Source organism: Pseudarthrobacter siccitolerans (assembly GCF_030823375.1).
Lineage (GTDB): Bacteria > Actinomycetota > Actinomycetes > Actinomycetales > Micrococcaceae > Arthrobacter > Arthrobacter siccitolerans_A.
The window spans coordinates 2,626,484-2,652,748 of sequence record NZ_JAUSXB010000001.1; the positions used below are offsets into that span (position 1 = coordinate 2,626,484).

The following is a 26,265-nucleotide window of genomic DNA, read 5'->3' on the forward strand; positions in this document are numbered from 1 at the left end:
CCGGCATGACAAAGCCCACATTATGACGCTATTAGTTGACACTTCAACCATCATCCGGGAAGACTTAATGCCCATGAACCAGTCACGACTTACCACCACCGCCATCACCGCCCTCCGCATCATCCTGGGCTTCCTCTTCGCAGCGCACGGTTGGCAGAAGTTCAACGAGTGGACCATCGCCGGCACACAGGCATCCTTCGCCAAGATGGGCGTTCCTGCAGCGGAAGCAGTCGCACCGGCGATTGCCGTGCTGGAACTGGCCGGCGGCATCGCCCTGATCCTCGGCATCCTCACCCGGGTGGTCGCAGCACTTCTGGTCCTGGACATGCTCGGCGCCCTGTTTATGGTGCACGCATCCGCCGGCGTTTTCGCCGCCAACGGCGGCTACGAACTGGTCCTGCTCCTCGCTGCAGCCGCGTTCGCCCTGGCACTGACCGGCGCTGGCCGCCTTTCCGTGGACCGCGCCCTCTTCGGCCGCAGCAACTCGAAGCTGGCCGCCCTGGCCTAACCCCTGCACTCCTCCAGCGGCAGCCGGCTACGGCCGGAACCGCTCGACGGCGGATGGGCACCTCGGTGCCCGTCTGCCGTCGGCCTTTAACTACCCGCTGTTCACGTCCTACCCCTCCCTGCCGGATTCGCCGGAAGACTGCGGACTCGCCGTTCGGGAACGGCGAACCGGGGGCTTCCGGCGATCCCGGCGCCAGGACCTTCAGTTGTCCGCCGTCCGGAGCTTCCACGGCGGAACACTCCGGAACAATTCCCATCACAACAGCCCGTGGGAAAGTTGGGAAAACGCTTGCCAAGATCCTTCGCAGGCTGATAAACCAGTGAGTGCTGCAGCGAGAGCTGCATCACCATCCCAGGTCTCAGCTACTCCCGAATCATCACTCGGAACCCTCAAACCGCCATGCTCCGCCGTTGGTGCGTCGCGTGTTTGAATCGTTCCAACGTTCCTGGGTTACCGCTTTGCCACCGCTCATCGAAGGAGATGTCCGTGAACAAATCCCCGCAATCAACCCCACAGCCCCAGCAACCACCACCACTCCGGCAGCGCAGGATCCCTGCTGGCGCCAAAGCCGTGACAGCCGCCGTGGCCTCAGCTGCCATCGCCTTCACCGGGCTCCCGGCGGTCCAGGCCGACACCGCGCTGCCGCCGGTGGGAAGCGGGTTCAAGTTCGATTTCGGCCCCGGCGCCACGGCGGACGGCTACACGGCTGTAGCCGCTGGCACGCAGTACTCGGCGGCCACGAAATATGGCTTTACCGACACGTCGGGCACCTCCGGCGTGGACCGCGCCACGGGCGATCCGCTCCGTTCTGACTTTGTCCAAGCCCAGGGAAGCACCTTCCTGGTGGACCTGCCCAACGGCGACTACACCGTCAAACTCATTGCCGGCGATGCCGCGGAGGCCACGAACATCGCCATTACTGCCGAAACCATGGCGAAGGTGCAGGCCACGGACAAGGCCGCCGGCCAGTACCTGGAAATGGAATTCCCCATTTCGCTGGTGGACGGCCAGCTCAACCTCGATTTCAGCGGCACGGCGGCCAAGATCAATTCGCTGGTCATCTCCGCCCGCGCTCCCCGCACCGCCACCACGGACCCCGGCGTCTATCTCGCCGGTGACTCAACGGTGCAGACCTACGACCCCGGCTTCGCCCCGCAGGCAGGGTGGGGCCAGATGATTGACCGCTACTTCGATGACAAGGTCTCCTTCAAGAACCACGCCATTGGCGGGCGCAGCTCCAAGAACTTCATCACCCAGGGCCGGCTGGACGAGATCCTGAGGGTCATTAACCCCGGCGACTACCTGATGGTCCAGTTCGGGCACAATGATGCCACGATCGGCGTCGACGACCGCTACGCCTCCCCCGCCGACTACAAGGAATACCTGCGCACGTACGTGAACGGTGCGCGCCAGCGCGGCGCAACCCCCGTCCTGGTCACCCCGGTGGGACGCCGGGACTACGACGAAGCCACTGGCAAGTTCAACGTCAGCTTCCCCGAGTACGTGGCGAAGATGCAGGAACTCGCCACCGAGGAGAACGTGGCCCTGGTGGACCTCTCCGCCTCGAGCCGCGCCTACTACGACGCCATCGGCCCGGAGGACACCAAGTCCGTCTTCCTGCACGTCGATGCCGGCGTCTATCCCAACCGGCCCACCGGCACGGTGGACAACACCCACTTCCAGGAATACGGTGCCATCCAGATCGCCCGGCTCGTGGCCGGCGGAGTGAAGCAGCTCAGTGTTCCGCTGGCCGCACGCGTCAAGGAGGTCACACCGCCGTCGTCCGTTCCTGCCAAGCCGCAGGGCCTGGTGGCCGGCAGCGTTTCCAACGCCGGGGCGCTGCTGAAGTGGCAGGCCGTTGAAGGCGCGGACATTTACAAGGTCTACCGGAAGCTGGCCTCCGAACCGGACAGTGCATTCAAGCTGACCACCACCGCCACGGTGCCCACCGCCAACCTTGCAGGGCTGGCGGAAGGCACGGCCTACAACGTCCGGGTAGCAGCCATGAACGGCAAGGGACTCTCCGAGCCGAGCGACACCCTGAGCGTCAGCACGAAGCAGGCGAAATACAAGTTCGACTTTGGGCCGGTGGGAGCACCGCTGGAACCCGGCTACACCGAAGTCAACCGCACCATGGCCTACACCCCCGAGCGGGGCTTCGGCTTCAAGGACATCTCCGGGCTGAGCGACCGGGACCGCGGCGCCGTGACCAGCAACCTCCTGCGCGACTTCGTCCTCAGCAGCACCAGCTTCGAGTTCCAGCTCGACGTCCCCAACGGCACCTACGCCCTAAAGACCTACCACAGCGACTGGATCGGCTCCACCCGGACCGACGTCGCCGCGGAAGGCACTCCCTACGGCCAGGTGTCCTCGAGCAGGGCGTCATCGGCAACCAAGATCATCAACCAGGTCCTGGTCTCCGACGGACAGCTCAACCTGACCATCAGCGGCTCCGGACAGCGGCTCAACGGCGTGGAAGTCACCCCGCTGCTGGTGGGACCCACCAACCTGCACACCTCTGCCGTCAATGCCGCTTCCGAGCCGCCCACCGTTGACCTCGCCTGGGACGCAGTGGCGGACGCCGCCAGCTACAAGGTGTTCCGCCAGGCCTCGTTCGAAGCCGAACCCCGGCTGATTGCGGAGAATGTCACAGCCGCGGCTTTCCAGGACACCACCGCCTTCGCCGGCCTGAAGTACAAGTACTTCGTCACCGCGCTGGACAGCACAGGACTCGAATCGGTCCCCTCCAACACGGTGGAAACCGCCCTGGTGGATCCCAATACCCCTGTCCCGGCGGCCACTGGGAAGGTGGACGTCGAGGCAGTGGAGAAGACAAGCGTCACGCTTAAGTGGCAGAAGGTGGCTGGGGCAGCCGTCTACCAGGTTTACCGGTCCACCTCCCCCGACGGTCCTTTTGACTACGTGGGCCGGGCCACCGAGGTGAACTACACGGACTTCACTGTGCTGACCACCATCAAGTACTACTACCGTGTCACCACGCTGAACAAGGGCGGCGAATCCGCGCCCTCTCCGGTGGTGGGAACTGAGAAGGTCACGGTGGTGAACCGGCAGATGGAGAAGCTGGACCGCGCCCCCGTGGCATTGCTGACCAGCGAAGGCGTCCGTGTGGGCTGGCGGATGCTCGGCCTTGATCCGGAGCAGATCGGCTTCCATGTGATCCGCGACGGCGTGCAGCTCACCGATGAGCCGATCCGCAGCAGCACCACCTTCCTTGATCCGGACGGAACCGCATCCTCCAAGTACGTCGTCAAGGCAGTGGGCAACGGCGGAGACCAGCTCACCGCGGAGTTCACGCCGCTGGCCCAGGACTACCTTGCCATCAAGCTGGACAAGCCTGCCGACGATTACACCAAGGACGGCCAGCCGTACAGCTACTCCGCTGGCGACTCGAGCGTGGCTGACCTGGACGGCGACGGCACGTACGAAGTCCTGCAGATGTGGTCCCCGTCCAACTCCAAGGACAACTCGCAGGCAGGCTACACCGGCACTGTCTACGTGGATGCCTACAGGATGGACGGCACCAGGCTCTGGCGCATCAACATGGGCCCGAACATCCGTGCCGGCGCCCACTACACCCAGCTGCTCGCCTACGACTTCGACGGCGACGGCAAGGCTGAAGTTGCGATGAAGACGGCGGACGGTACGCGTGACGCGGCCGGCACCGTGATCGGCAACCCGAGCGCCGATTACCGCAACAGCAGCGGGTACGTGCTCACGGGCGACGAGTTCCTGACCGTGTTCCACGGTGCCACCGGCACGGTGATGGACACGGTGAAGTACGACCCGCCGCGCGGAGACGTGGGCGCCTGGGGTGACACCTACGGAAACCGGGTGGACCGCTTCCTTGGCGCCGTGGCCTACCTGGACGGCGAACACCCTTCCATGATGTTCAGCCGCGGCTACTACACACGGGCGGTTCTGGCCACCTACGACCTGGTGGGCGGCAAGATCATCAAACGCTGGGTCTTCGATTCGGATATTGCCGGCGCCCAGTACCGGGGCCAGGGCAACCACAACCTGTCCGTGGTGGATGTGGACGCTGACGGCAAGGACGAGTTTGTCTTCGGTTCCATGACCATCGACGACAACGGCAAGCCGCTGTACACCACCGGCCTGGGCCACGGTGATGCTATCCACACCAGTGACCTTGACCCGTCCCGTCCCGGGCTCGAGACGTTCGCCGCCCACGAGGAAATGGGTTCCAGCGGCAACAGGGGTGCCACCTTCCGCGATGCACGTACCGGCGAAGTGCTGTGGAGCATCCCGGCCACCAAGGACACCGGACGTGCTGCGGCGGGAGACATCGACCCCCGTTTCCCGGGTGCGGAGGGATGGGCCATCGGCGGTGACGCTGCCTGGAACTCCCCGGTGGGTGAACTGCGGTCCGCCAAGGGCCAGCTGATCGCGAACAAGATCCCGGCAGCCAACTTCCTTGCCTGGTGGGACGGCGACCTGCTGCGTGAGATCGTGGACCACGACTGGAATGCATCGGCCAACACGGGAACACCGAGCATCGCCAAGTGGAACTGGGAGACCCAGTCCAGCGACCGGCTGCTGACCGCCACCGGCGCGAAATCCAACAACAGCACCAAGGGCACGCCCGCCATCCAGGCAGACCTCCTGGGTGACTGGCGCGAGGAGATCGCCTGGCCTTCGGCCGACAGCACGGAGCTGCGGATCTACACCACCACCGCAGGCACCGACGTCCGGCTCCGCACGCTGATGCATGATCCGGCGTACCGCCTCTCGGTGGCCCGCGAGAACATCTCCTACAACCAGCCGCCGCATCCCAGCTTCTATATTGGGGAGGGCATGGAACGCCCGGCCCAGCCGGACATCGTGTACACCCGCGCCGGCTAGCCTTCTGATCCACCGCTGCCCCGTCCGCCTTCCGGCGGGCGGGGCAGCTTCAATTAACTGGATCCTCCCCTCAGCCGGTTGCCCCGCCTGGCTTTGTTGCAGGCCCGACCGGCCGGTAACCGGAAGCGTCAGTATGATCGCAGCATGACTGAGACCGGCACCCCCAATTCCGTAACCCTCCGCTTCCTGGCCGCCCCCATGGACGTGGGCCACAGCGGATCGGTGGACGCCGGAACGGTGCTGGAGTGGGTGGACAAGGCCGCTTATGCCGCGGCAGTGGGCTGGGCCAAGTCCTACTGCGTCACGGCCTATGTGGGGAACATCCACTTCGCGGATCCGGTGAACAGCGGGGACATGGTGGAAGTTGAAGCCACCATTGTCTACACCGGGCGCTCGTCAATGCATATCCGCACCGTTGTGTCCTCCGGTGATCCCAAAGGCGGCCCTGCCACCATGCGCAGCCAATGCATGGTGATCTTTGTTGCTGTCGGGGAGGATGGAAAACCCATCCCGGTCAAGCAGTTTGAGCCCGTCACGGTTGAAGAGATCGAGCAGCGGGACCATGCGCTGGCCCGCGTCAAGATCCGCGAGCAGATCGTGGAAGCCATGAACCGGCAGGAATATACCGATGCGGGCACGGCCGAGCGGGTGACCCTCCGGTTCATGGCCGCTCCCACGGACGTGAACTGGGGCGGGAAGGTGCACGGAGGCATCGTGATGAAGTGGATCGACGAAGCCGCCTACGTCTGCGCCTCCCGCTACTGCGGAATGGACACGGTGGCCGTGTTCTCCGGCGGCGTCCGCTTCTACCGCCCACTGCTGATCGGCCACGTCGTGGAAGTTGAGGCCCGGCTCGTGTACACGGGAACCAAGGGCATGCATATCGCAGTCCACGTCCGGTCCGGGGACCCCAAGAGCCGGGACATGAACCTCACCACCTATTGCCTGACGGTGATGGTGGCGCGCGACGCCGAGGGCACCTCGGTGCCTGTCCCCGCCTGGGTGCCGGTCACCGATGAGGACAAGCGGCTCCACGCACATGCCCGCGAGCTGCTGGAAATCAGGGGCCAGGCGCCCGGGAACCGGCTGCCCAACCACCTGCTCGCGCAGGGCTGACCCAGCAAAGCGCTGAGTCTGGACCCACGCCGGGCGAGGGCTTTAGAAGCCGCCGCCACCGCTGCCACCCGCGTCGCCCGCCATATTGGCGAAGCGGGAATAGTGGCCCTGGAAGGCCACCACGATGTCCTTGGTGGGACCGTTACGGTGCTTGGCCACCAGGATGTCCGCTTCTCCGGCGCGGGGGGATTCTTTGTCGTAGACGTCCTCGCGGTGCAGCAGGATCACCATGTCCGCGTCCTGCTCAATGGAGCCGGATTCACGGAGATCGGACACCATGGGCCGCTTGTCCGAGCGCTGTTCCGAACCACGGTTCAGCTGGGACAGGGCAATGACGGGGACCTGGAGTTCCTTGGCCAGCAGTTTCAGTGCACGGGAGAATTCGGAAACTTCCTGCTGCCGCGACTCTACCTTCTTGCCGGAGCTCATCAGCTGAAGGTAGTCGAGGATTACCAGCTTGAGATCATGCTGCTGCTTCAGCCGGCGGCACTTGGCCCGGATTTCCATCAGGGACATATTGGGACTGTCATCGATGAACAGCGGGGCATCGTTCATCCGGCCCATGGTGGTGGCGATCTTGGACCACTGCTCATCCTTGATGGTTCCCTTGCGGAGGTCCTGCAGCCCAATGGTGGCCTCGGCGGAGAGCAGGCGCATGGCAATCTCGTTCCGGCCCATTTCGAGCGAGAACATCACGGTGGCCAGGTTGTTCTTGATAGCTGCGGAGCGGGCGAAATCCAGGGCGAAGGTTGACTTACCTACGGCGGGGCGCGCGGCAATAACGATCATCTGGCCGGGGTGGAGTCCGTGAGTGAGCTCATCGAGCTCGTAAAAGCCGGTGGGGACACCTGTCATGCCTTCACCACGGTGTCCGGATGCCTCGATTTCATCCACGGTGGACTCCATGACGTCCTTGAGCACCACATAATCCTCGGCGGTGCGCCGCTCGGCCACGGCGTAGACCTCGGCCTGGGCCTGGTTGACCAGATCCTCCACTTCGCCGTCCGAGCCGTAGCCCAGCTGGACAATCTTGGTGCCGGCATTCACGAGCCGCCGGAGGACAGCGCGTTCGGCAACGATCTCGGCGTAATAGCCGGCGTTTGCTGCGGTGGGAACGGTCTGGATCAGCTCGTGGAGGTAGGCGGGACCGCCGATCCGGTTGATCTCGGCACGCTTGGTGAGCTCGTCGGAGACGGTGACGGCATCCGCGGGCTCACCGCGGCCATACAGGTCAATGATGGCCTCGTAGATGGTTTCGTGCGCGGGGCGGTAGAAGTCCTGGCCGCGGAGGATTTCAACGACGTCGGCGATGGCGTCCTTGGACAGCATCATGCCGCCCAGAACCGACTGCTCGGCGGGAATATCCTGCGGAGGCTTCCGGCTCGCGTCCGATCCTCGGGTGGCCTCGACCGGGTCCAGATGCGCTATAGACAAAGCTGCCGTCCTCCATTGTGTACCGGGAACCTGGGTGCCCGGTGACTAACCATCCTGCTAAGGCGTTGCGTGGCAAAGCCGCGCTCCGCCACCTGTCCAGGTCTACCGGCGGGGTCTGACAATCCTGCCCACCAGCCTCCGCATCGGCTGCCGACTCAGAGTTATCCCCACTATCCACAGGTTTTCCACAACGGATGCTTCCTGCAGGATGAGCGGTTTTCTCCAGCCCCGCCGAATGCTCTCTGTGAGCCGGCCCGGGCGCCGAAGAACAGGTACCCCGCTACGCTAGCCCCCAAGGGTCCAGCCACAAAGCCAGCAGGCGTCGAGGGGTGTGGATAACCTGTGCAGTACGGGGCATAGCTTGTGCACAGCCTGTGGGGAAACCTGTGGATACAAAAAAAGTTTACCTCCATGCAAGGCGCTGACCAGCGAAAACGCCGGTCCGGACGTGTGGAGTAAATATTTCTTCTGTGGAATTTCATCCACAGCGCGTGTCGCCCGAAGCTGCCAGAGAAACGCCCGCCATCGGTCCAAGCGGGGGCTGCGGCAGCTTTGTGGCCGCCCTCATATTCCACCCGGGACGTTAGCCCCGCTTCAAGCCGGCCTCCATGCGGCGAGGTGAATATTGCTGTGGATAAACCGGATCTGGCATAAGCTCTATGCATGGGCGAACTACTGCTGGTCCTGTTGCCTGCGATCGTTTTGGTGGCGCTCATCTGGGGCCTTTTTACGGCCCTGAGGCCGCGCGACTCGGGAATGTCTGACGCCGAAAAATACCAGCGCCACCTGGCGGAGCGTTCTGCCCAGCATTACGCGGCGCAAGTCCAGGCTGCCACCGCTGCCCGGGCCCAGCTCGAGCGGAACACCATGCCCAGCCAGAACTCCCAGGCATCATCGGACCTGGCCGCTGCCAGGAAGCACATAGAACGGCGTTAGACATGGAATCCCTTGTGGCCCCGGTCCTTATCCTCCTTGCAGTGGTAGCCGGAGTAATACTGGCCATCCGGACCATTGGCAGGCGGAAGGCCGCCCGCGGGGCTGAACCGGCAGCACCTGCCCCCACTCCCGCGGAGTTGGCGCGGACAGCCGCCGCCAGACTCTCGGAAGAAGAACATCGCAGGCTTTATGCCCTGATCGCCCAGGGGCAGGCGATGGCTGCGATCAAGCTGTACTACGAGGCCACCGGAGAGGGCCTTCGGGCGTCCCGTGATGCGGTGGGTGCGTTGGCGGCCCACCCCCAGCCCTACCGGGGTCCTGAGGCGCCTCCTGCCGCCGTTGAAGATGACGACGACGAGCCGCAGCGCTTCCCCTACCGCTACCGGGCCATCGCCAGCAAGGGCGACGTGACCCGGGAAGTCAGCAGCAACATGCTCAACGACGAAATCTACGGCCGGATCCGCACACTGGCCCGCAATGGGGACACAGAGGCTGCGGTCACAGCGCTCACCCGGCATTCTGATATTTCCATGAAGCAGGCCCGGGAGTTCATCGAACTGCTGGACGACTGATTTCCCGTTGCGTTTGTCCGGTTGGACGGTTTACCCGGCACCGCGGAGCGCTTTGAGGCCAGCACGCAGAAGGTGGCCGGGACGGCATCCTTACGGATACAGTCCCGGCCACCTCAGTCGCTTCTGCCGGACCTAACCGAAGGTCAGCACCAGCGTTGGTGCTTTGCCGGCCTCCTTGGAGCTGAGGTCCACGCCATCGCTGCTGGTGGAGTCCAGGCCAAGAGATAGCGGTTGGCCGAGCTCACCGGCCACGGCGCTGGCGGTCAGCGGAACGGTGTAGCTCGTGTTGGTGGCTGTCGGGCCGAGAGTTCCGATACTGGCGCCCAAAGCAGGCCGGTTGGTGCTGCCGTAGGTCAGCCCGGTCTCGGTCCAGCTGTCATCCGCGACCACCTTAATGTTCTGCTTGCCCGTGGACCCGCTCCCCGCACTCCACAGCTGCAACGTAGCACTCTGCAGCGTCGTGCCCGCGGGAGCAGCAGGCAGGTTGAACTTCAAGTACGCGTTCTCGATGGGGCTGTTGTCCACACCCAACATCTGACTTGTGCCAAAGTTCGTCGTCGTCAACCCCGTTCCGTTGGACACATAGGTGTCAGCGCTGGCCGGGACTGTGACGGTTTGCGACGTGCCGCCAGTCGGGGGAGGCGTGGTAGTGCCAGTCGGGGGAGGCGTGGTGCCGCCAGCACCGCCCGTGGAGTCGTAATAGTGCCAGTACCGGCTCGTGGCGTTCACATCGGCGAGCACCAGCAGGCCGCTGTTGGCCGTGCGCGACGTATTACTGTTGAGATTCTGCTTGGTCGAGGTCACGTTGTGGACGTACTGGTCGGCGTCCACGATACGGGCCGTCTTCGTTGTAGTGAAGTTGATGTTGTTCAGCGGCGTTGACTTCTCGTAGATGGCACCCCCGGAACTGGTGCAGACACCAGCATTCGTGGTGCTACCCGGTTTCGGGTAGGTGGCGAAGGTACGGATCTGCTGGGCGGCCTCGTCGATCAGGACGATCACCCGGTTCGGGCACTCCGCCACAGTCGCGATCGTGTGGGCCGACCACGACGCGGCCGCCGTATCCAGGGCCAACAGTTGGATCAGCGGCAGGGATGCTGAAGTGTTCGACGTTTTGACAGCGGCGAAAACCTTTCCACTCGTCGTTGTGTCCAGCCACTTCAAGTTCATGTGGTCATCAGCGCTGCGCTGCCCCTTCACGGCCGCCACAGGAGTGGTCCAGGCGTTGTTCACGGCTCCGTCAACGTGGTAGCTCCAATACATGCCGTCGGTAGCATCACCCACCTGCCGGCTCCACATCACGCCCATCTTCCCGTCGAACGCAATCACAGCCGACGTGTCGTCCACAGACACGTTGCTCAAGGACGCCGGATGCGCAAACGGTGTCCCCCACGTCTTGCCATCCGTGGCAGTGGCGTTCATGAAGATACGGTTTCCCTGCTGCCACGTGGCCCATACCCGACCGGTCGAGTCCTTATCGATGGTCAGTACCTCAACCTTTTGGTTGTTAATTGTTTCAGAACCCAGCAGCGTGTATTTCTTTGCAACCGGGTCATAGCTGTAGCGCCGCATCGTTGTCGGGAAATTCGGCTCAGACGGCAATCCGTCATTGACGAACCGGTAGCTGGCCACATACAGCGTGTTCCCGTCCCACAGGACGTCCTGATGGCTGCTGGCCCGCGTCTCCGTCACCACGCCGGTATCGGCCCACGAGCTCGTGGTGCCATTGAACTTGAAGACATGGAAATCCGAACTGGCAGTGTCCCACAGACTCCCCCACCAGATCCCGTCATTGAACCACAAGGCGCTGATCGCCCGTTTTGTGCCCGTCGGTGTCCCTGTCCCTGAATGCGACGGACCCTCTACTCCAACATCACCGGTAGCCGCCGTCGCAACCGGCGCCACCAGGGCAGCCAGGGCAACCAGCAGCGCAGTCAGCAGTGCATGGAGCCGAAGATTCGGCCACCTGCGTGGATGAGGACCGGTTGGGTGATCAACTCCCCGCCTTACAAAAAGCCAGGAACTCCTGGGGCCTGTATCACGCTCGCCATTGTGTAAAAACGGATAATTTAACAACTTTACTCCCCGGAGTTGAATGTCAGAGCCACTCCCCAGTTCGTTTAGTGTCAGCGGGCAGGGCATTCAAAAACAACCCCCGGGTCCCCCCTATTTGTGATGCCCCTAAACCCCCATTTATTGCTGCCCCGGGGCAGATCGCGGCGGAAACAACCCTCCGTCGACACATCAAAACAGCGGTTTCTCCGGGCCCTGCGGCTACCCTCAGCCGTTCCCGGAGATGCCGGCCAGCAGCTGCTCGAAGGGCAGGGACTCCATCGGAGCGGGCTTACGGCCGGGCTGGGGTCCCTCCAGCAGCCGGGTGAACTCCCCGGCAGCGCGGTCGATCCGGCCGGCAAGGGAGAAACCGCCATCTTCGGCGCTTCCCCAGTCTTGCGGGCCGGCGAAGACCCCCGTAACGGCCGTCCGGGTACGCAGGTAGTTGAACAGCGGGCGCATGGCGAAGTCGAGGACCATCTGGTGGCGGTCCGAGCCGCCGGTGGCCCCAAGAAGGACCGCTTTTCCGTCAAGGGACTTGGGGTCCAGGACGTCAATGAAGGACTTGAACAGGCCACTGTAGGACGCACTGAACACGGGGCTTACGGCGATAATGCCGTCGGATGCTTCAACGCCGGCAATCACCTCTTCCAGCCGGGGACCGGCGTACCCGGTCACGAAGTTGTTGGCGATGTCCACGGCGAGGTCCCGGAGTTCGACGATGTCCACCGTCACGTCGTATCCTGCCGCGCGGAGCTGCCGCTCAGCTGACGCTGCAAGCTGGTCAGCCAACAGACGGCTCGACGACGGTACGCCAAGTCCGGCGGAGAGGACTGTGAGGCGGCGGGTTTCCATGGCGTTTCTCCTGTTGCTCGTTCATTCCATCGTACATGCATATGCATCTATATCCTGAACGGGGCGGCGCGCCGGAGTATTCCCGGCCGGCTTTACTGAATGAATGCAGGCGCTTTTACAGCTGTGCTGTGCCGCGGATTCACTTCCGGTCACCGGGTCCTCCGTCATGGCACCGCCGGGGACAAAGGTGGGGACCTCGTAGCCAGCGTCCGGATCTGGTGCGTGCGGGCCGATGACGCTAATCAGGGCGGAACGCCACAGCCCCTGACTCAACGTCGTCCGGGCAAACGAAAGACCCCCGCCGCCGGAATCCGGCAACGGGGGTCTTTCGTGCAGTCAGAAACTACTTGCTTGCCACTACGTCGAGTTCGATCACAGCAGCAACGTCGTCGTGCAGACGGACGTTGGCCTGGTAGGAACCAACCGACTTGATGTGTGCCGGCAGTTCAACCTTGCGCTTGTCGATGCGGCCAAGGCCAGCGGCCTCAACAGCGTCAGCAACGTCGCCCTGCTTGACGGTGCCGAACAGGCGTCCGGTCTCGCCAGCCTTGACAACGAGCTTGACCGGCTTGGCGGAGAGTGCAGCAGCCTGCTTCTGAGCGTCTTCCAGGGAAGCGTGCTCGCGGGCGGCACGGGCAGCCTTGATGGACTCAACCTGCTTCTCGCCACCCTTCGACCAGGACAGGGCGAAGTTGCGGGGGAGCAGGTAGTTACGTGCGTAACCGTCCTTGACCTCAACAACGTCGCCAGCAGCACCGAGACCGGTTACTTCGTGGGTCAGAATGAGCTTTGCCATGTTAGTTAATCCCTTCCTTAGCCGCGGCCAGCGCCGGAGTAAGGCAGCAGGGCAACTTCGCGGGCGTTCTTGATTGCCTGTGCGATCTTGCGCTGTTCCTGCACCGTGACGCCAGTGACGCGACGGGCGCGGATCTTGCCGCGGTCGGAGATGAACTTGCGCAGCAATGCTACGTCCTTGTAGTCGATGACAGTGATGTCAGCGGCCTTCAAGGGGTTGGACTTTGGTTTGGGCTTACGGAGTTCAGCCTTAGCCATCGTGGAGCTCCTATTCTAGGGAGCCCGTGGATATTGATCCACGGGATGGTGGTGGTCCGGCGGCGGCTTCCGCCCTGCGCCTTACGGCGCTTTGGGCAGTCCTGGCGTCGGACCTTTATTGGTTGTTAGAAGGGAGGTTCGGAATCAGGGCCGTTGCCCCAGCCGCCCGCGTTGGAGACACCGGGCGTAGCCCAAGGATCGTCCTGTGCAGCCTGCTGGTTGCCGCCACCCCAGCCTCCGCCGGCGTTGCCACCCTGGTTTCCACCAGAGTTGCCGCCGCCGAAGCCACCGCCGCTGTTGCCGCCGCCGAAGCCACCTTGTCCACCCTGTCCGCCGGAGCGCTGGGTGCGGTTGACCTTGGCATTGGCGTAGCGCAGGCTCGGGCCGATTTCGTCGACCTCAAGCTCGATAACGGTGCGCTTCTCGCCTTCTTTGGTTTCGTAGGAACGGCTCTTCAGGCGCCCGGTAACGATCACGCGCATGCCCTTGGTGAGGGACTCGGCGACGTTCTCGGCCGCTTCACGCCATACAGCCGCGCGAAGGAACAGGGTTTCCCCGTCCTTCCACTCGTTGGACTGGCGATCAAAGGTGCGGGGGGTGGAAGCGATGGTGAAGTTCGCTACTGCTGAACCGGACGGTGTGAACCGCAATTCCGGGTCATTGGTGAGGTTACCGATGACCGTAATGGTGGTCTCGCCTGCCATCTACTGCCTCCTTGTTCGATCCTGGGTGAAGAGTTCGTTTCCTGCGGGGTAAAGAATGAAAACCGGTGCTGAATTACTCAGCAACGACCTTCTGCTCTTCGGGGCGGGTGATCTTGGTGCGCATGATGGTCTCGTTAAGAGACAGCTGGCGGTCAAGTTCCTTGGCGGTTTCCGGCTTGGCGGTGAAGTTCACCACGGCGTAGATACCTTCGGACTTCTTCTTGATGTCGTAAGCCAGCCGGCGACGGCCCCAGATGTCAACCTTTTCGATGGTTCCACCATCGTTGGTGATGACGTTCAGGAACTTCTGAAGCGACGGCTCAACGGTACGCTCTTCGACCTCGGGGTCGATGATTACCATCAATTCGTAAGGACGCATATGTGAACCCACCTCCTTTGGGCTAAGCGGTTACGGCATTTCCGTAACAGGAGGTTCATTTGCGGTGCCATGCGATGCCCCGCCGCCAGGAACGGAAGCAGGACGCAGCACAGACTTCAATATCTTAGTGCATTTGGACTGGATAGGCGATTCGTCTTGACTCCAAGGCTATGCCCGTGGTCGCGCCGGCGGCAGAACAGAACCGGCTATGTGGAAAACCGGCAACGGCTCGGCACGGCAGCTGCGCAGCGTTCAGGAAAAATCTTGATGGAATCCAGCGTCTGGGCCCGTATTGCCGCCCACAGCCGTGGGCTATATTGACTCCACGGCTGGGTAGGGGCTTGACGCTGTAGGCGGACGGCCTTGGTGGAACTGAAATGCAGGAAAGTGGTCTCCTTCTTCTACGGACGGGGACCCATGTCATTATTTGGCAGAAGCAAGGAACTCGACCGGATCCTGTCCGTGATCAGGGGCCCCAAGGAAGCAGCCCTCGCCGTCGTGGGTGCACGTGGGGCTGGAAAGTCAGCGCTTTTGGGCGAGATCCCGCGGCTCTCGGATTACCGCACGGTGTTCCTGAGGGCCAGCGCTTCGGAATCGGACTGGCCCCTGTCCGGGCTTACGGCCCTCCTGAACGGCTTGGACGATCCGGCGGTCAACCGGATCGCCGATGAACTTCTTCAGGACCATTCCGGATCCCTCAATGTGGCCGCCTTTTCAACCGTGCTGCTCGACGCGCTGCATCAGCGCTCATCGTCCCGCACCATTGTGGTGATCGACGACGCCGACCAGTTGGACCCGGACAGCCAGGCCATTATCGGCTTCCTTTCCCGGCGCCTCGCGGGGACGGACCTCGTCGTCTTCGCCAGCCTCCGTGAAGGCACGGCGGACAGCCCGCTCTCAAGCCTGCCCGTGCTGCAACTGGCAGCACTGGGCTACAGCGAGACCGTCCGCATGCTGGAGTCCATACCGGCACGCCATACCGCGACGGCGGCAGTCCATGCAGTTGCCGCAGCCTCGCAGGGGAACCCGCTGGCCGCCGTCGAACTCTACACCGCCCTGGTCGAACGCCAGGCGGAGGGAAAGTACGCCCTCCCGGTTCCGTTGCCCTCCGGGGGCAGCTTCGAAGCCGAATTTGCCGCCACCCTGGACGGGCTCACGCCCGCTGCACGCGGGGCCCTTGACCTCTTGTCGCTCTCCTTCCGGAGTGACATAGCTACCCTCGAAAAGGTTCACACCGATATCTGGACGGCTGCGGACGAACTCCTGGCCTGCGGCTTGGTGAGCCGGACTGGGCCGTACCTGCGCATCCGCAACCAGTTGCTGCGCGGCCATGTCTTCGCAGCGATGACACCAGCCGCCAGAACCGCAGGCCACCGCGCACTGGGCGACGCGGCTGACCCTGCGGATCCTTTTGCCCGGAGGTGGCATCGAAGCTTCACGGCGCTTGAACCTAAGACCCCCTTTGGCCTCCTCCGGTACGCCATGGACCTGATCCGGGACGGAGAGGTGTCTTTCGCGGTCGAATGCATTGAGCGTGCCCTCACGATCAGTCCAAGGGAAGCGGAGATGGCGGCAGGCCTGACTACCGTGGCCGAGCTCCTGTTCAACCGTGGCGAGTTCGTTTTCGCGCGGCGCTACCTCGGCTGGGCACGGCAGGTGGCGCGGGACCCTGCGCTGATACTCCGGCTGGCGGGTCTCTCCTTCGAAGTCGAGTTCCTCCAGGGCGGTGCGGCGCGGGCCAGCATGGTGCTGCGGCTGGTGAAGGAGTCCGGACAGCATGACCCGGCGTACGCAGCAAATCTGCTGGCAGTTGGGGCCTTGTACTTTGCCGAGCGCTGGGAGCTGAAGGATGCTCTCGCGCTCCTGCGCTGCGCGGAGGATTTCCGGCACCCGGCGTCATCCCAGGGCCTGACCAAGGCTGACCATGCACGGCTGCTCATTGACTCGATCACCGGTAAGGCGGAGAACCTCCGCCGCAAGAACGATTTTGGCGGACCTGCCAAGATGGCGGGTCTTCTGGTGCATGCCCGTGCCCTCAGCTACGCAGAGCATCATGGGCCCGCCCGGGAGGCTTTCGCCATGATGCGGAACGCAGCAGGACCCGGCAATATCAACTGGCGTGAAACCGCAGCTTTCCTGGCCGTGGATAACGAGATCCGGGCCGGAAATGTCCGGACTGCGGTAAAGCTCATTGAAGACCTTGAGCTCAACGAACCTGAGATGAAGTACCACCGCGGAATGCGGCACGTCTTCCGCGTATGGCGGGCGTATGCCCTCGGTGACCACGCATTGGCACGGGCCTGTGTGGCGGACGCGCAGCGCTTCTACGGCGCAGAAACCCATCGGTCCATCGCTGCCCGGCTTGCAGCTACCCAGGGCCACTTCGAACTCATGCGGGGCAACCTTGCTGAGTCGCTTGCCCAACTGACGCGCGCGGCAGAGCTCGGGATGGAGTTCGGAAACCCCACGCTGCTTCGATGCGAGGGGGACCTCGTGGAGGTCCTGGTGAGGCTGGGTCGGCATCGGGAAGCTACCCAGTCGCTCTTCCACCTGGAGAGCCGGTCCGTGGGGCTGAGGTCCCCCTGGCTCATGATGGCTGTTGCCCGGAGCCGGGCAATGCTGGCCGACGGCGACCAGTCACTCCAGCTTTTCAGCCAGGCACTGGAAGGCACAACTGCCCACGAATCCGTTCTGGAACGCGCCCGCACCCTCCTCTGCTATGCGGAGCGGCTCAATGCGTTCGGCCGGGTCCGTGATGCCCGCGACGCCATGCTGAGGGCGAAGGTGATGTTCGATGAGGTGGGCGCCGACGCATGGACACAGCACGTCGATGCCCTCCTGGTGGACGAACGGGTGGAACCTGCCGGTCCACAGGGCAACCCGGCAATGCTGATGCTCGCCGGCCACGAACGAGCCCTCGCGAAGATGGTGGCGCGGGGAATGCGCAATAAGGAGATTGCAGCCACGCTTTACGTGTCAGTACGGACGGTAGAGGTGCGGCTCACAGCCATCTACCGCAAGCTTGGGGTTGAGTCGCGCGCCCAGCTGACTGCCCTCGCCGCCGGCAAGGAAAACAAGGCTGCCGAGCCATACGTGCTGCCCGTACTTTAGGCGCCGAGTCCCTGCCTTGCAGGTACCCGCAGTATCCGCACAGTTCCCTCCAAGGACCCACAAAGCCGTTCTCCACCGCCTCACAACGGCTTCTTGTGAAGCTAGTTTTGCTTCACGGTCAGAGCACACAGGCGGACACGCCGGGAAGGAGACTGCATGGCCGAGACGGACAGCTCTTCCCATGGCCGAGGCGCAGCATGGGGGACTGGCAGATGAGCGAGTTGATCCTCATCGCCGCCAGCGGCCTCGCACGCGAGGTCCTGGCCATGGTCCGCGCCAGCGGACAGTACGACGTTGCGGGTTTGCTGGACGACGATGAGGAAATAAACGGGGTCAGCGTGGACGGCGCACCCGTCCTGGGCAGCATCGACGACGCCCCTTATTACACCCACGCTCTCCTGCTGGTGTGCCTCAATTCCGGCAGGGCACGTGAATCGATTGTGGAGAGGCTGACCGCAATGGGCATTCAGAACTCGCGTTACGCCACAGCTGTCGATCCCTCCGTGCAATACCCCGAGGGGTGCCGGATCGGGCGGGGAAGCATCCTGCTGCGGAACGTGACGTTGACTGCCTCAGTGACTTTAGGTTCGCACGTGGTGGCGATGCCGTCAGTCACGTTCACCCATGACGACGACGTAGCAGATTTTGCTTCATTCGCTGCAGGTGTCTCGCTTGGCGGCGGAGTCCGAATCGGCCGGGCAGCCTCCCTCGGCATGAACTCCTGCGTCCGGGAAAGGACATTGGTGGGCGACTATACGACAGTCGGCATGGGTGCAGCCGTTCTCAGTAATGTACCCAACGGCGAAACGTGGGTTGGTGTTCCGGCCCAGGAAATTGATCGGCCGGCCTTCACGTTCGGCGCCGGTAGGTGAAACTGCCGATTCCCTACACCGGTGTCCCGTAAAACAGTTCCGTGACGGCAGCCATCCGCCGCGGATCCTCCACACCGCACAGCTCCCGCGCGGAGTGCATCGAAAGCAGCGGAACCCCCACGTCCACGGTCCGGATCCCCAGGCGCGTGGCGGTCAGCGGACCAATCGTCGAGCCGCACGGGATCGCGTTGTTCGACACGAACTCCTGGTACGGCACATCCGACTCCGCACACAGGCGCGCCCACAAAGCCGCGCCGGCCGCGTCCGTGGCGTAGCGCTGGTTCGCATTGATTTTGAGCAGCGGGCCGCCGTTGAGCACCGGGTGGTTGACGGGGTCGTGCCGCTCGGCGTAGTTGGGATGGACCGCATGCCCGGCGTCGGCAGAAACGCAGAACGACGCCGCCAGCGCCTGCCGCCGCTGGCTTGCCGACGCACCAAGGCCGTCGGAGATGCGCACCAGCACATCCTCCAGGATGGGCCCGCAGGCCCCCGAACGGGAGTTGGAGCCAATCTCCTCGTGGTCAAAAGCAGCCAGCACGGCGATGGGTGCGCCGGCTTCGGCCCGGGAAGCGTGTGCCATCAGTGCCACCAGCCCCGCATGGGTGGCGGAGAGGTTGTCCAGCCGCCCTGACGCGAAGAACTCGCTGTTCCCCCCGAAAACCGCAGGCGCCTGCGTGTCCGCAATAACGACGTCGTACCCGCCAACCAGTGACGGATCCACGGAAGCGCCCGGCACATGCGAGGCCAGCACGGCAAGCAGGTCAGAATCGCCGGGATTCCCCAGGCCCCACACCGGATTCATGTGCCGCTGTTTGTCCAGAGCCAGGCCGTCATTGACGGCCCGGTCCAGGTGGATGGCCAGTTGCGGGAAGCGCAGCATGGGCCCGGTGGCGGTCAAGTGCTCGGTCCCGTCCAGCATCACCAGCCGGCCTGCGAGCTGCAGTTCGCGGTCCAGCCACGAATTCAGCAGCGGCCCGCCGTACACCTCCACACCCGCCTGCAACCAGCCATGCGCACCAATGGTGGGCTTGGGCTTCAGTTTAAAAGAGGGCGAATCCGTGTGCGCCCCCAGGATGTTGAACCCGGTAGTGGGCCCGGCCGCCTCCGGCGCAACCCACGCGATCAGCGCGCCATCACGGATCACAAAAAACGAACCTGCGCCGCCCTCCCAGGGCTCCAGCTCATCAAGCCGGACAAAGCTGGCCTCCAGCAGCCGCCGCCCCGCTTCGTGCACCGCGTGAAAGCTCGACGGCGACGCGCTGACATAGGCGCCAAGGTCCTGGATGTGCTCTGCGGCGGAGGATAGAGAAGGCATGGTCCCGAGTCTAGCGCCGGGATTCCTCCACGGGCGTCCGCTGTGCCGGGGCCGGCAGACCAATGGCCTTTGCACCCTGGCGGCGATAGCGCAGCACCCCAACGGCCACCACTACGGCTGCCAGCGCCAGGGAGAGCAACAGCGATTCGCGGGTCGACTCCACGATAACCATGCCGATCAGCAGCGCCACGATGCTGATGATGGCAGCCCACGTGAGGTACGGGAAAAGCCACATCTTCAGCTGCAGGTGTTTTGCGGCAGCGCCCATCCGGCGGCGCAGGATCAACTGCGAAGAGGAGATGACCAGCCACACGAACAGTGCGATGGCGCCGGAGGTGTTGACCAGGAACAGGAAAACCGTGTCCGGGGCGACGTAGTTCAGGCCAACTGTGACAAAACCAACCACTGTGGAGGCAAGCACGGCTGCGGCAGGGACCCCCCGCTTCGAGATGCGCGTCCAGGAGCGCGGAGCATCCCCTCGGGTGGAGAGCGAGAACAGCATCCGGCTGGCGGTGTAGAGCCCGGAGTTCAGGCAGGAAAGCACCGAGGTCAGGACGACGACGTCCATAATAGTTCCGGCGCCCGGGATGCCGAACAGTTCAATGACTGCAACGTAGGGGCTCTTGGCGACGGAGGCCGAGTTCCACGGCAGCAGGGTGACCACCACGGCGATGGAGCCGATGTAGAACACCAGGATGCGCCAGACGGTGGATTTGACGGCCTTCTTCACCGCATCCACAGGATTTTCGGATTCACCGGCAGCGATGGTGGCTATCTCTGCGCCGAAGAAGGAGAAGACCACCACGAGGATGCCGGCCAGGACGGCACCCGGCCCGTTGGGCATGAAACCGCCGTTATTGATCAGGTTATCCAGGCCAGGTGCGGGAACACCGGGTACGAGGCCCAGGATTGCGGCGGCACCGAACACCAGGAAGAGGACAATTGCTGCCACCTTGATGGACGCGAACCAGAATTCGAACTCACCGTACGACTTCACGGAACCAAGGTTGGTCAGCGTCAGCAGCACCATGAGAAGCAGCGCCCACACCCACTGGTCGATGCCGGGCACCCAGCGGTGCATAATGGCAGCCCCGGCGGTGGCTTCAATGCCGAGGACAATAACCCAAAACCAGGCGTAGAGCCATCCGATGCTGAACCCGGCCCAGCGGCCCAGCGCCTTGTCCGCATATGTCGAGAAAGAGCCGGTTTCAGGATTGGCAGCCGCCATCTCTCCCAGCATGCGCATGACAAGGATGACCACCAGCCCGGCTGCTGCGTAAGCGACGAGTATGCCCGGGCCGGCCTGCTGGATCGCGGCCCCCGAACCTACGAACAGGCCTGCGCCGATGACGCCGGCGATGGCGATCATTGACAGGTGCCTGGGTTTCAGGGACTTTGATAGTTGCTGCTCAGCATGCATGAAGGTGCCGTCCTGTAGGGAAATCGCCTGGGGCATGGGTCTTGATGTGGAATGCAGTGACCACTGGAAGAAATGTGATCCATCCCACCGCCGTTGTTTTACCCTAGGCCGCTTCCAGCTGTGGCGCCTTGTGCATCTCGCCAGAAACGATGATCGAGGACAGGTCGGGGCTCCAGGCGGGTACTCCGGTGGGCATCAGAAGTTTTCTAAGAGGCTAATTGGTCATGTGCCGGAAACCTCGGCTATCCCAGGGTTTATACGTCGCGTTTCTTCAGCACAATCATCGCCGGGACCAGGAACAGCAGCACGTAGCCCAGGAAGATCAGGCCGCCGTGCCAGGGATCAATGATGCCGTCCGTGTGGCCAATCGAGAGGAACCGTCCGCCGGCTTCGCTGGGAATGTACTGCGGGACGTACTTCCAGAACTCGCCGGGGATGAGGTTCATAAAGCCCGCGGCGATGGACAGGACGAAGAACATAGCCACCAGGACGGTAATGCCGCCGGCGGAGTTGCGGAGCAGCGTTCCCAGAGACAGGCCGATCAGGGCAACGCCGGCCACGTAGAGGCCACCGGTGAAGACGCTGTAGAGCACGCCCTCGGTGGACCAGTCGAGGTCAAAGCCCATGCCCTGGAACACCGGCATGGCGATCAGGAAGGTGGCCGCACCGGCAATGGTGGTGATGACATAGGAAATGACTGCGAGGATGATCGCCTTGGCCGCGAAAGCGGGGGTGCGCCGCGGGACGGCGTTCATGGTGGAACGGATCATTCCCGTGGCGTACTCGGAGGACATAAAGAGGACCGCGAGCGAGCCGAGGATCAGGATCCCGATCTGCAGCCCGGCGTTCGGCAGGTTGTACAGGTCGAAACCGGAGCCCGGGGGAAAGGACTTTTCCAGCATGTCGGGGGTCATCGTCTGGCCCTGGTCCCTGGCCCGGCTGATCATCTCGTCCAGGTAGGTATAACGGATCAGGACCGCCAGCGCCCCTACGCCGATGATGGCAACCAGCGTCAGCAGCAACAGGATGCGGGTGGACAGCAGGGACCACAGCTTGATCCATTCGGACCGGAGCACGCCGGCAAAAGTCACGCCGCGTGAACCTGCGGAGGAGCGGGTGGGGGCGGTACGGGTTTCAGTCATGCTGCTCATCGTCCTTACTTTCCTGCCACTGCCGGGGCCAGGGCAGGCCCGCCGGTGAGGTGTGAGTGGTATTCCACTTCGTCCTTGGTGAGGTCGAAGTACGCGTCTTCCAGTGATGAGAGCTGCGGGGTGAGCTCGTAGAGCAACACCTGGTTGTCGAGGGCGATCTGCCCGATCTGCCGGGAGTCCATCCCTGACACTTCCAGGGTTTCAGGCTCGCTCTGGTCCACGCTGACCCCATCGCCGGACAGGAGGGCGGAAAGTTGCAGTGCGGCGGCGGTGCGGACCAGGGTCTTGGCCTGCCGGGTTCCGGCGATGATCTCCTTCACCGGGGCATCGGCGATGATCCGGCCGCGGCCAATCACGATCAGGTGGTCCGCCGTCTGGGCCATCTCACTCATCAGGTGCGAGGACAGGAAGATGGTTTTGCCCTGGTTGGCGAGGTGCCGGACCAGGTTCCGGACCCACAGCACACCTTCCGGGTCCAGGCCATTGACCGGTTCGTCCAGGATAAGGGTCTGGGGGTCGCCCAGCAGCGCCGCGGCAATGCCCAGCCGCTGGCCCATGCCCAGGGAGAACCCGCCGGCCTTCTTGCGGGCCACAGCCTCAAGCCCGGTCATTTCGATAACTTCCCGGACCCTGGCTTTTGGAATGCTGTGGGTGGCGGCCATGGCGAGCAGGTGGTTGTACGCACTGCGGCTCGTGTGGACGGCTTTGGCATCCAGCAGCGCGCCAACCTCGTGCAGCGGCGCCTTGTGGTGTGCGTAAGGCAGTCCGTTGACGGTGACGGAGCCCGACGTCGGCCGGTCCAGTCCCATCACCATGCGCATGGCGGTGGACTTGCCGGCGCCGTTCGGCCCCAGGAAGCCTGTGACGAGCCCTGGTTGCACAGTAAAGCTGACCCCGGCCACAGCGGTTTTTCCGCCATAAACCTTGGTCAGGCCTTTAGCCTCAATCATGGATTGTTTCCTTTGGACGGCAGCATGCGCTGCGGGAAATGTTGCTCGGACGGTTGTCTACTTCCCACGCTACCGATCCGCCTGCCCGAATTCGCCGGTCTCAGGGATGATTCAGGGGTTAACCGGGGTAGTCCCCTGGATGACCGCCAGTTGCAACGCCCGAGGTCAGGGGCGCGGGGAGTAATACGCCAGTGCCCGGGGCCGTACGCTGTACTCCACACTGCGTACGCCTGCCACCGCCTCGCCGTCCACGGCCAGTGCCATGGGTGACCCGCCTGCTTCGATCCGGACGCGCGTCGCCTCTGTCAGATGGGTGATGCGTGAGGTGGCCACGGTGCCGGTCAGCACCGACCAGAGGAGGCGGAGCCGGGCAAAGGATTCGTCTGCCGTGATCATGCGGACATCCAGGATGCCGTCGTCCAGCAGAGGCCGGAACAACGGCGCGTGGTCGCGGGGGTAGTAGCGGCCGCGTCCCACGTAGGCGATCCACAACTTGTGGCGCCTGCCGTCCACCGTCAGGATGGTGGGGGTGCCGGCCGCGAAGGTGCGGAACATGGCCACCACTCCGGCGAGGGGTTTCCCCAATGCAGGCTGCAGGTGTTCCCGGCGCCGCACGAGGTTCGGATAGAGCCCAATGCTCGAGGTGTTGAGCATAACCACTTCTGCAGTTTCCGGCTTGCCGGCCAGCCCGCGTTCTACGGTGACAATGCCGACGTCGGCCAGGGCAGCTTCGCCTTTGGACGCTGCCGCAAGTGCCTCCTTCAGGCTGCCGGTTCCGGCGTCCCGGGCGAAGTGGTTGAGTGTTCCGCCGGGCAGCACCAGCAAGGGGAGGGAACGCTCGACGGCGGCCGTGGCCGCTGCTCCCACGGTTCCGTCGCCGCCCCACACCCCGAGGGCACGGGTGCCTGGTTGTTGCGCTGTCTGATCGATTGCCGCGAGAAGGTCCTCCTCCGGCTCCACGGTCTTTATGTACGCCTTTGGGAATACTTGCCGGAGGGCGTCTGCTGTCTCTTCCTTAAAGGACCCGCCGAGGGTGTTCACTACGATGCTCAGTCCGTCCCCCTCCGGCAACTCGGGTGCTGACGCCCATGTCCGGGTTGTTGGGGGAAAGGGCGGCCGGACCGGCCACCACCGTCTGGTGACCAGGGCCGCGCCGGCTCCGATGGCCGAACCGAAAAGCACATCGGAGGGCCAGTGGGCACCGGTGTGCACGCGGGAGTAGGCAACTCCGAGTGCCGCCGGGGCCAGCGCAAATCCGAGGGACGGCTTGACCAGGCCCACTCCCACCGCAAACGCTATTGCGGAGGCAGAATGCCCCGAGGGCATGGAGGAGCTCTTAGGTTGCGGATGCACGAACCGGAAAACCGGCAGGTGTTCCGGGAGCGGGCGGGCGCGGGGCAACAGCGTCTTGAACACGCCGTTGGTCACAGCGGAAGCCACTGCCTGCGCGATCAGTCCGTGAAGGGCGGCGCGGCGGGGCCTGCCCGGAATGGTGGCGATGACGGCTGCCGCACCCATCCAGAGTTTTCCGTGGTTCGCGGCAGCGGAAAGCCGCCGGAAGAAGTCGTCATGGTTTCCGCCGGGCAAACGGGAGACATGCCGGACCAGGTACCTGTCAGTGCTGGTGATCCATCGATGGCTCTGGCGCCATTTGCTCTGCATGCCCTCACCCTACCGCCGGAAGCAATGCGGCAGCGCAGCCGCCCCTTCGTCGGGCGTTGCGGCCTAGCTGGCCTTCAACGGCCTGGCCGCGCCCGCCAGCAGGAGTGCCACGAGGATGGGCGCAAGGATGGCCAGCAGTGCGTGATGGATTCCGGTGAGGTCACCCAGGTAGCCCAGCAGGGGAGGACCGGCCAGGAACGAGATGTATCCCAGGGTGGACACCACGGAAACTCGTGCTGCGGCGCGCTGGGGGTCGTCAGCGGCAGCGGACATGCCCATCGGAAATGCGAGGGCAGCCCCAACGCCCCAGAGCGCGGCTCCGCCTGCGGCCAGCCAGGCATTCCCGGCGAGCACGAAGAGGCAGAGCCCGGCGGCGGCTGCGGCCATGCTGGCGCGGAGGACGGAAACCCGGCCGTACTTGTCAATGACGCGGCCGCCCAGGAAGCGCATCGCCGTCATTGCCAGGACAAAGAGGGCAAACATCAGGGCGCCGGTGGATTCGGTGGTGCCCAGGCCGTCCACTGATGCCTTGGCGATCCAGTCGTTGCCTGCACCTTCCGTCAGGGTGGCGCCAAGCACAACGACGCCGATCAGTACAGTCCTGCTGTCCCGCCAGGCAGAGGGGCCTTTGGCAGCCTTCGCGCCCTCCGCGGGAGCCGGGATGGCGACGTGCGGGAGGAAGTAGCGGGGCGCGGCCATGGTCACCACCAGCACAATGCCCACAATGACCAGCAGGTGCAGCGGCAGGTCAACACCGAGGTTTGACAGTCCCGCGCCGATGAGTGCACCAAGAAAGGCGCCACCGCTGAACGCAGCGTGGAACTGGGGCATGATGGTGCGCCGCAGCTTGTGTTCCACGTCGGCACCTTCGATGTTCTGGGACACGTCCCACAGGCCAATGGCTATTCCGAAGAAGAACAGGGAAACGGCTGTGCCGGGGATGGATGCGGCGGCCAGCGAGAGCGCAATGCCCACCCCGGCGGCCGAGGCCAGCAACCCGCCCAGACGGACGGTGTTGGCCGTACCGAGCCGCCCCACCACCCATCCGGCAGTGGGCAGTGCGAGCAGTGAGCCGACGGCGGTGCACAGCAGCAGGGTGCCCATTTGTCCGGAGGTGATCTGCAGTGTTTGGGTGACAGCGGGAATCCTCGCCGCCCAGCTGGCGAAAACCAGTCCGTTGATGCCAAAGACAACAAGAGTGGCAGCCGCGGCTGCCTTAAGTCCAGCCTGTTGTGCCGTACCGGTGTTGATGCTCATACATTCACTACTTCCACAGAGTTGTCATCAAGTCGTC

General features: G+C 63.8%; 20 protein-coding genes. 7 read left to right on the plus strand and 13 right to left on the minus strand.

Going from position 1 to position 26,265, the window contains the following annotated elements:
* The first annotated feature begins 73 nt into the window (after window positions 1-73).
* The 3 genes from QFZ36_RS12280 (at window position 74) to QFZ36_RS12290 (ending at window position 6,505) form a co-directional block, all read left to right on the plus strand.
* On the plus strand, window positions 74-508 hold the full coding sequence (locus QFZ36_RS12280) for a DoxX family protein (protein ID WP_142041690.1): 435 nt from the start codon (window positions 74-76) through the stop codon (window positions 506-508).
* 480 nt (window positions 509-988) lie between these two features.
* Window positions 989-5,389: a rhamnogalacturonan lyase family protein gene (locus QFZ36_RS12285; protein WP_306636823.1), complete on the plus strand. Its 4,401-nt coding sequence runs from the start codon at window positions 989-991 to the stop codon at window positions 5,387-5,389.
* A 144-nt stretch (window positions 5,390-5,533) separates the two neighbouring features.
* Window positions 5,534-6,505, plus strand: coding sequence for an acyl-CoA thioesterase (locus QFZ36_RS12290; protein WP_306636824.1), 972 nt, complete (start codon window positions 5,534-5,536; stop codon window positions 6,503-6,505).
* Between the two features lie 42 nt (window positions 6,506-6,547).
* Here the strand turns inward: QFZ36_RS12290 and dnaB are convergent, their stop codons facing one another.
* Complete coding sequence (dnaB, locus tag QFZ36_RS12295; RefSeq protein ID WP_306636825.1) at window positions 6,548-7,939, minus strand: replicative DNA helicase; 1,392 nt, start codon at window positions 7,937-7,939, stop codon at window positions 6,548-6,550.
* Window positions 7,940-8,602: 663 nt separating this feature from the next.
* On the opposite strand from dnaB, the gene QFZ36_RS12300 reads away from it, so the two are divergent.
* Window positions 8,603-8,875, plus strand: coding sequence for a hypothetical protein (locus QFZ36_RS12300; RefSeq protein WP_306636826.1), 273 nt, complete (start codon window positions 8,603-8,605; stop codon window positions 8,873-8,875).
* A gap of 2 nt (window positions 8,876-8,877) precedes the next feature.
* The gene (locus tag QFZ36_RS12305; RefSeq protein ID WP_306636827.1) at window positions 8,878-9,447 is read left to right on the plus strand and encodes a hypothetical protein; all 570 of its coding nucleotides are present in this window, start codon (window positions 8,878-8,880) and stop codon (window positions 9,445-9,447) included.
* 132 nt (window positions 9,448-9,579) lie between these two features.
* Here the strand turns inward: QFZ36_RS12305 and QFZ36_RS12310 are convergent, their stop codons facing one another.
* The 6 genes from QFZ36_RS12310 to rpsF form a co-directional block, all read right to left on the minus strand.
* Window positions 9,580-11,250 (minus strand): CBM96 family carbohydrate-binding protein, encoded by a 1,671-nt coding sequence (locus QFZ36_RS12310; RefSeq protein WP_306636828.1) that lies wholly within the window; start codon window positions 11,248-11,250, stop codon window positions 9,580-9,582.
* Window positions 11,251-11,727: 477 nt separating this feature from the next.
* A complete protein-coding gene (locus QFZ36_RS12315) occupies window positions 11,728-12,354 on the minus strand; it encodes an FMN reductase (RefSeq protein ID WP_306636829.1) in 627 nt (208 codons plus the stop codon).
* Between the two features lie 343 nt (window positions 12,355-12,697).
* Window positions 12,698-13,150, minus strand: a complete 453-nt coding sequence (gene rplI, locus QFZ36_RS12320) for a 50S ribosomal protein L9 (protein WP_306636830.1) — start codon at window positions 13,148-13,150, stop codon at window positions 12,698-12,700.
* Window positions 13,151-13,167: 17 nt separating this feature from the next.
* Window positions 13,168-13,407 (minus strand): 30S ribosomal protein S18, encoded by a 240-nt coding sequence (gene rpsR / locus QFZ36_RS12325; protein WP_003800144.1) that lies wholly within the window; start codon window positions 13,405-13,407, stop codon window positions 13,168-13,170.
* A gap of 125 nt (window positions 13,408-13,532) precedes the next feature.
* Window positions 13,533-14,111: a single-stranded DNA-binding protein gene (locus QFZ36_RS12330; protein WP_306636831.1), complete on the minus strand. Its 579-nt coding sequence runs from the start codon at window positions 14,109-14,111 to the stop codon at window positions 13,533-13,535.
* A gap of 73 nt (window positions 14,112-14,184) precedes the next feature.
* On the minus strand, window positions 14,185-14,490 hold the full coding sequence (gene rpsF / locus QFZ36_RS12335; protein ID WP_015939036.1) for a 30S ribosomal protein S6: 306 nt from the start codon (window positions 14,488-14,490) through the stop codon (window positions 14,185-14,187).
* A 417-nt stretch (window positions 14,491-14,907) separates the two neighbouring features.
* On the opposite strand from rpsF, the gene QFZ36_RS12340 reads away from it, so the two are divergent.
* Window positions 14,908-17,601 carry a helix-turn-helix transcriptional regulator gene (locus QFZ36_RS12340; protein ID WP_306636832.1) on the plus strand — a complete coding sequence of 898 codons (2,694 nt, stop codon included), beginning with the start codon at window positions 14,908-14,910 and terminating at the stop codon, window positions 17,599-17,601.
* Window positions 17,602-17,813: 212 nt separating this feature from the next.
* Window positions 17,814-18,473, plus strand: a complete 660-nt coding sequence (locus QFZ36_RS12345; protein WP_306636833.1) for a NeuD/PglB/VioB family sugar acetyltransferase — start codon at window positions 17,814-17,816, stop codon at window positions 18,471-18,473.
* Window positions 18,474-18,486: 13 nt separating this feature from the next.
* Here the strand turns inward: QFZ36_RS12345 and QFZ36_RS12350 are convergent, their stop codons facing one another.
* The 6 genes from QFZ36_RS12350 to QFZ36_RS12375 all read right to left on the minus strand — a co-directional run bounded on the left by QFZ36_RS12350 (window position 18,487) and on the right by QFZ36_RS12375 (window position 26,228).
* Complete coding sequence (locus QFZ36_RS12350) at window positions 18,487-19,788, minus strand: M18 family aminopeptidase (RefSeq protein WP_306636834.1); 1,302 nt, start codon at window positions 19,786-19,788, stop codon at window positions 18,487-18,489.
* Window positions 19,789-19,798: 10 nt separating this feature from the next.
* Window positions 19,799-21,208 carry an amino acid permease gene (locus tag QFZ36_RS12355; RefSeq protein WP_306636835.1) on the minus strand — a complete coding sequence of 470 codons (1,410 nt, stop codon included), beginning with the start codon at window positions 21,206-21,208 and terminating at the stop codon, window positions 19,799-19,801.
* 254 nt (window positions 21,209-21,462) lie between these two features.
* On the minus strand, window positions 21,463-22,359 hold the full coding sequence (locus QFZ36_RS12360; protein ID WP_444964482.1) for an ABC transporter permease: 897 nt from the start codon (window positions 22,357-22,359) through the stop codon (window positions 21,463-21,465).
* 5 nt (window positions 22,360-22,364) lie between these two features.
* Window positions 22,365-23,309: an ABC transporter ATP-binding protein gene (locus tag QFZ36_RS12365; RefSeq protein ID WP_306636837.1), complete on the minus strand. Its 945-nt coding sequence runs from the start codon at window positions 23,307-23,309 to the stop codon at window positions 22,365-22,367.
* Window positions 23,310-23,474: 165 nt separating this feature from the next.
* Window positions 23,475-24,971 (minus strand): bifunctional phosphatase PAP2/diacylglycerol kinase family protein, encoded by a 1,497-nt coding sequence (locus tag QFZ36_RS12370; RefSeq protein ID WP_306636838.1) that lies wholly within the window; start codon window positions 24,969-24,971, stop codon window positions 23,475-23,477.
* A 63-nt stretch (window positions 24,972-25,034) separates the two neighbouring features.
* Window positions 25,035-26,228, minus strand: a complete 1,194-nt coding sequence (locus QFZ36_RS12375) for an MFS transporter (RefSeq protein ID WP_306636839.1) — start codon at window positions 26,226-26,228, stop codon at window positions 25,035-25,037.
* Between the last annotated feature and the right edge of the window lie 37 nt (window positions 26,229-26,265).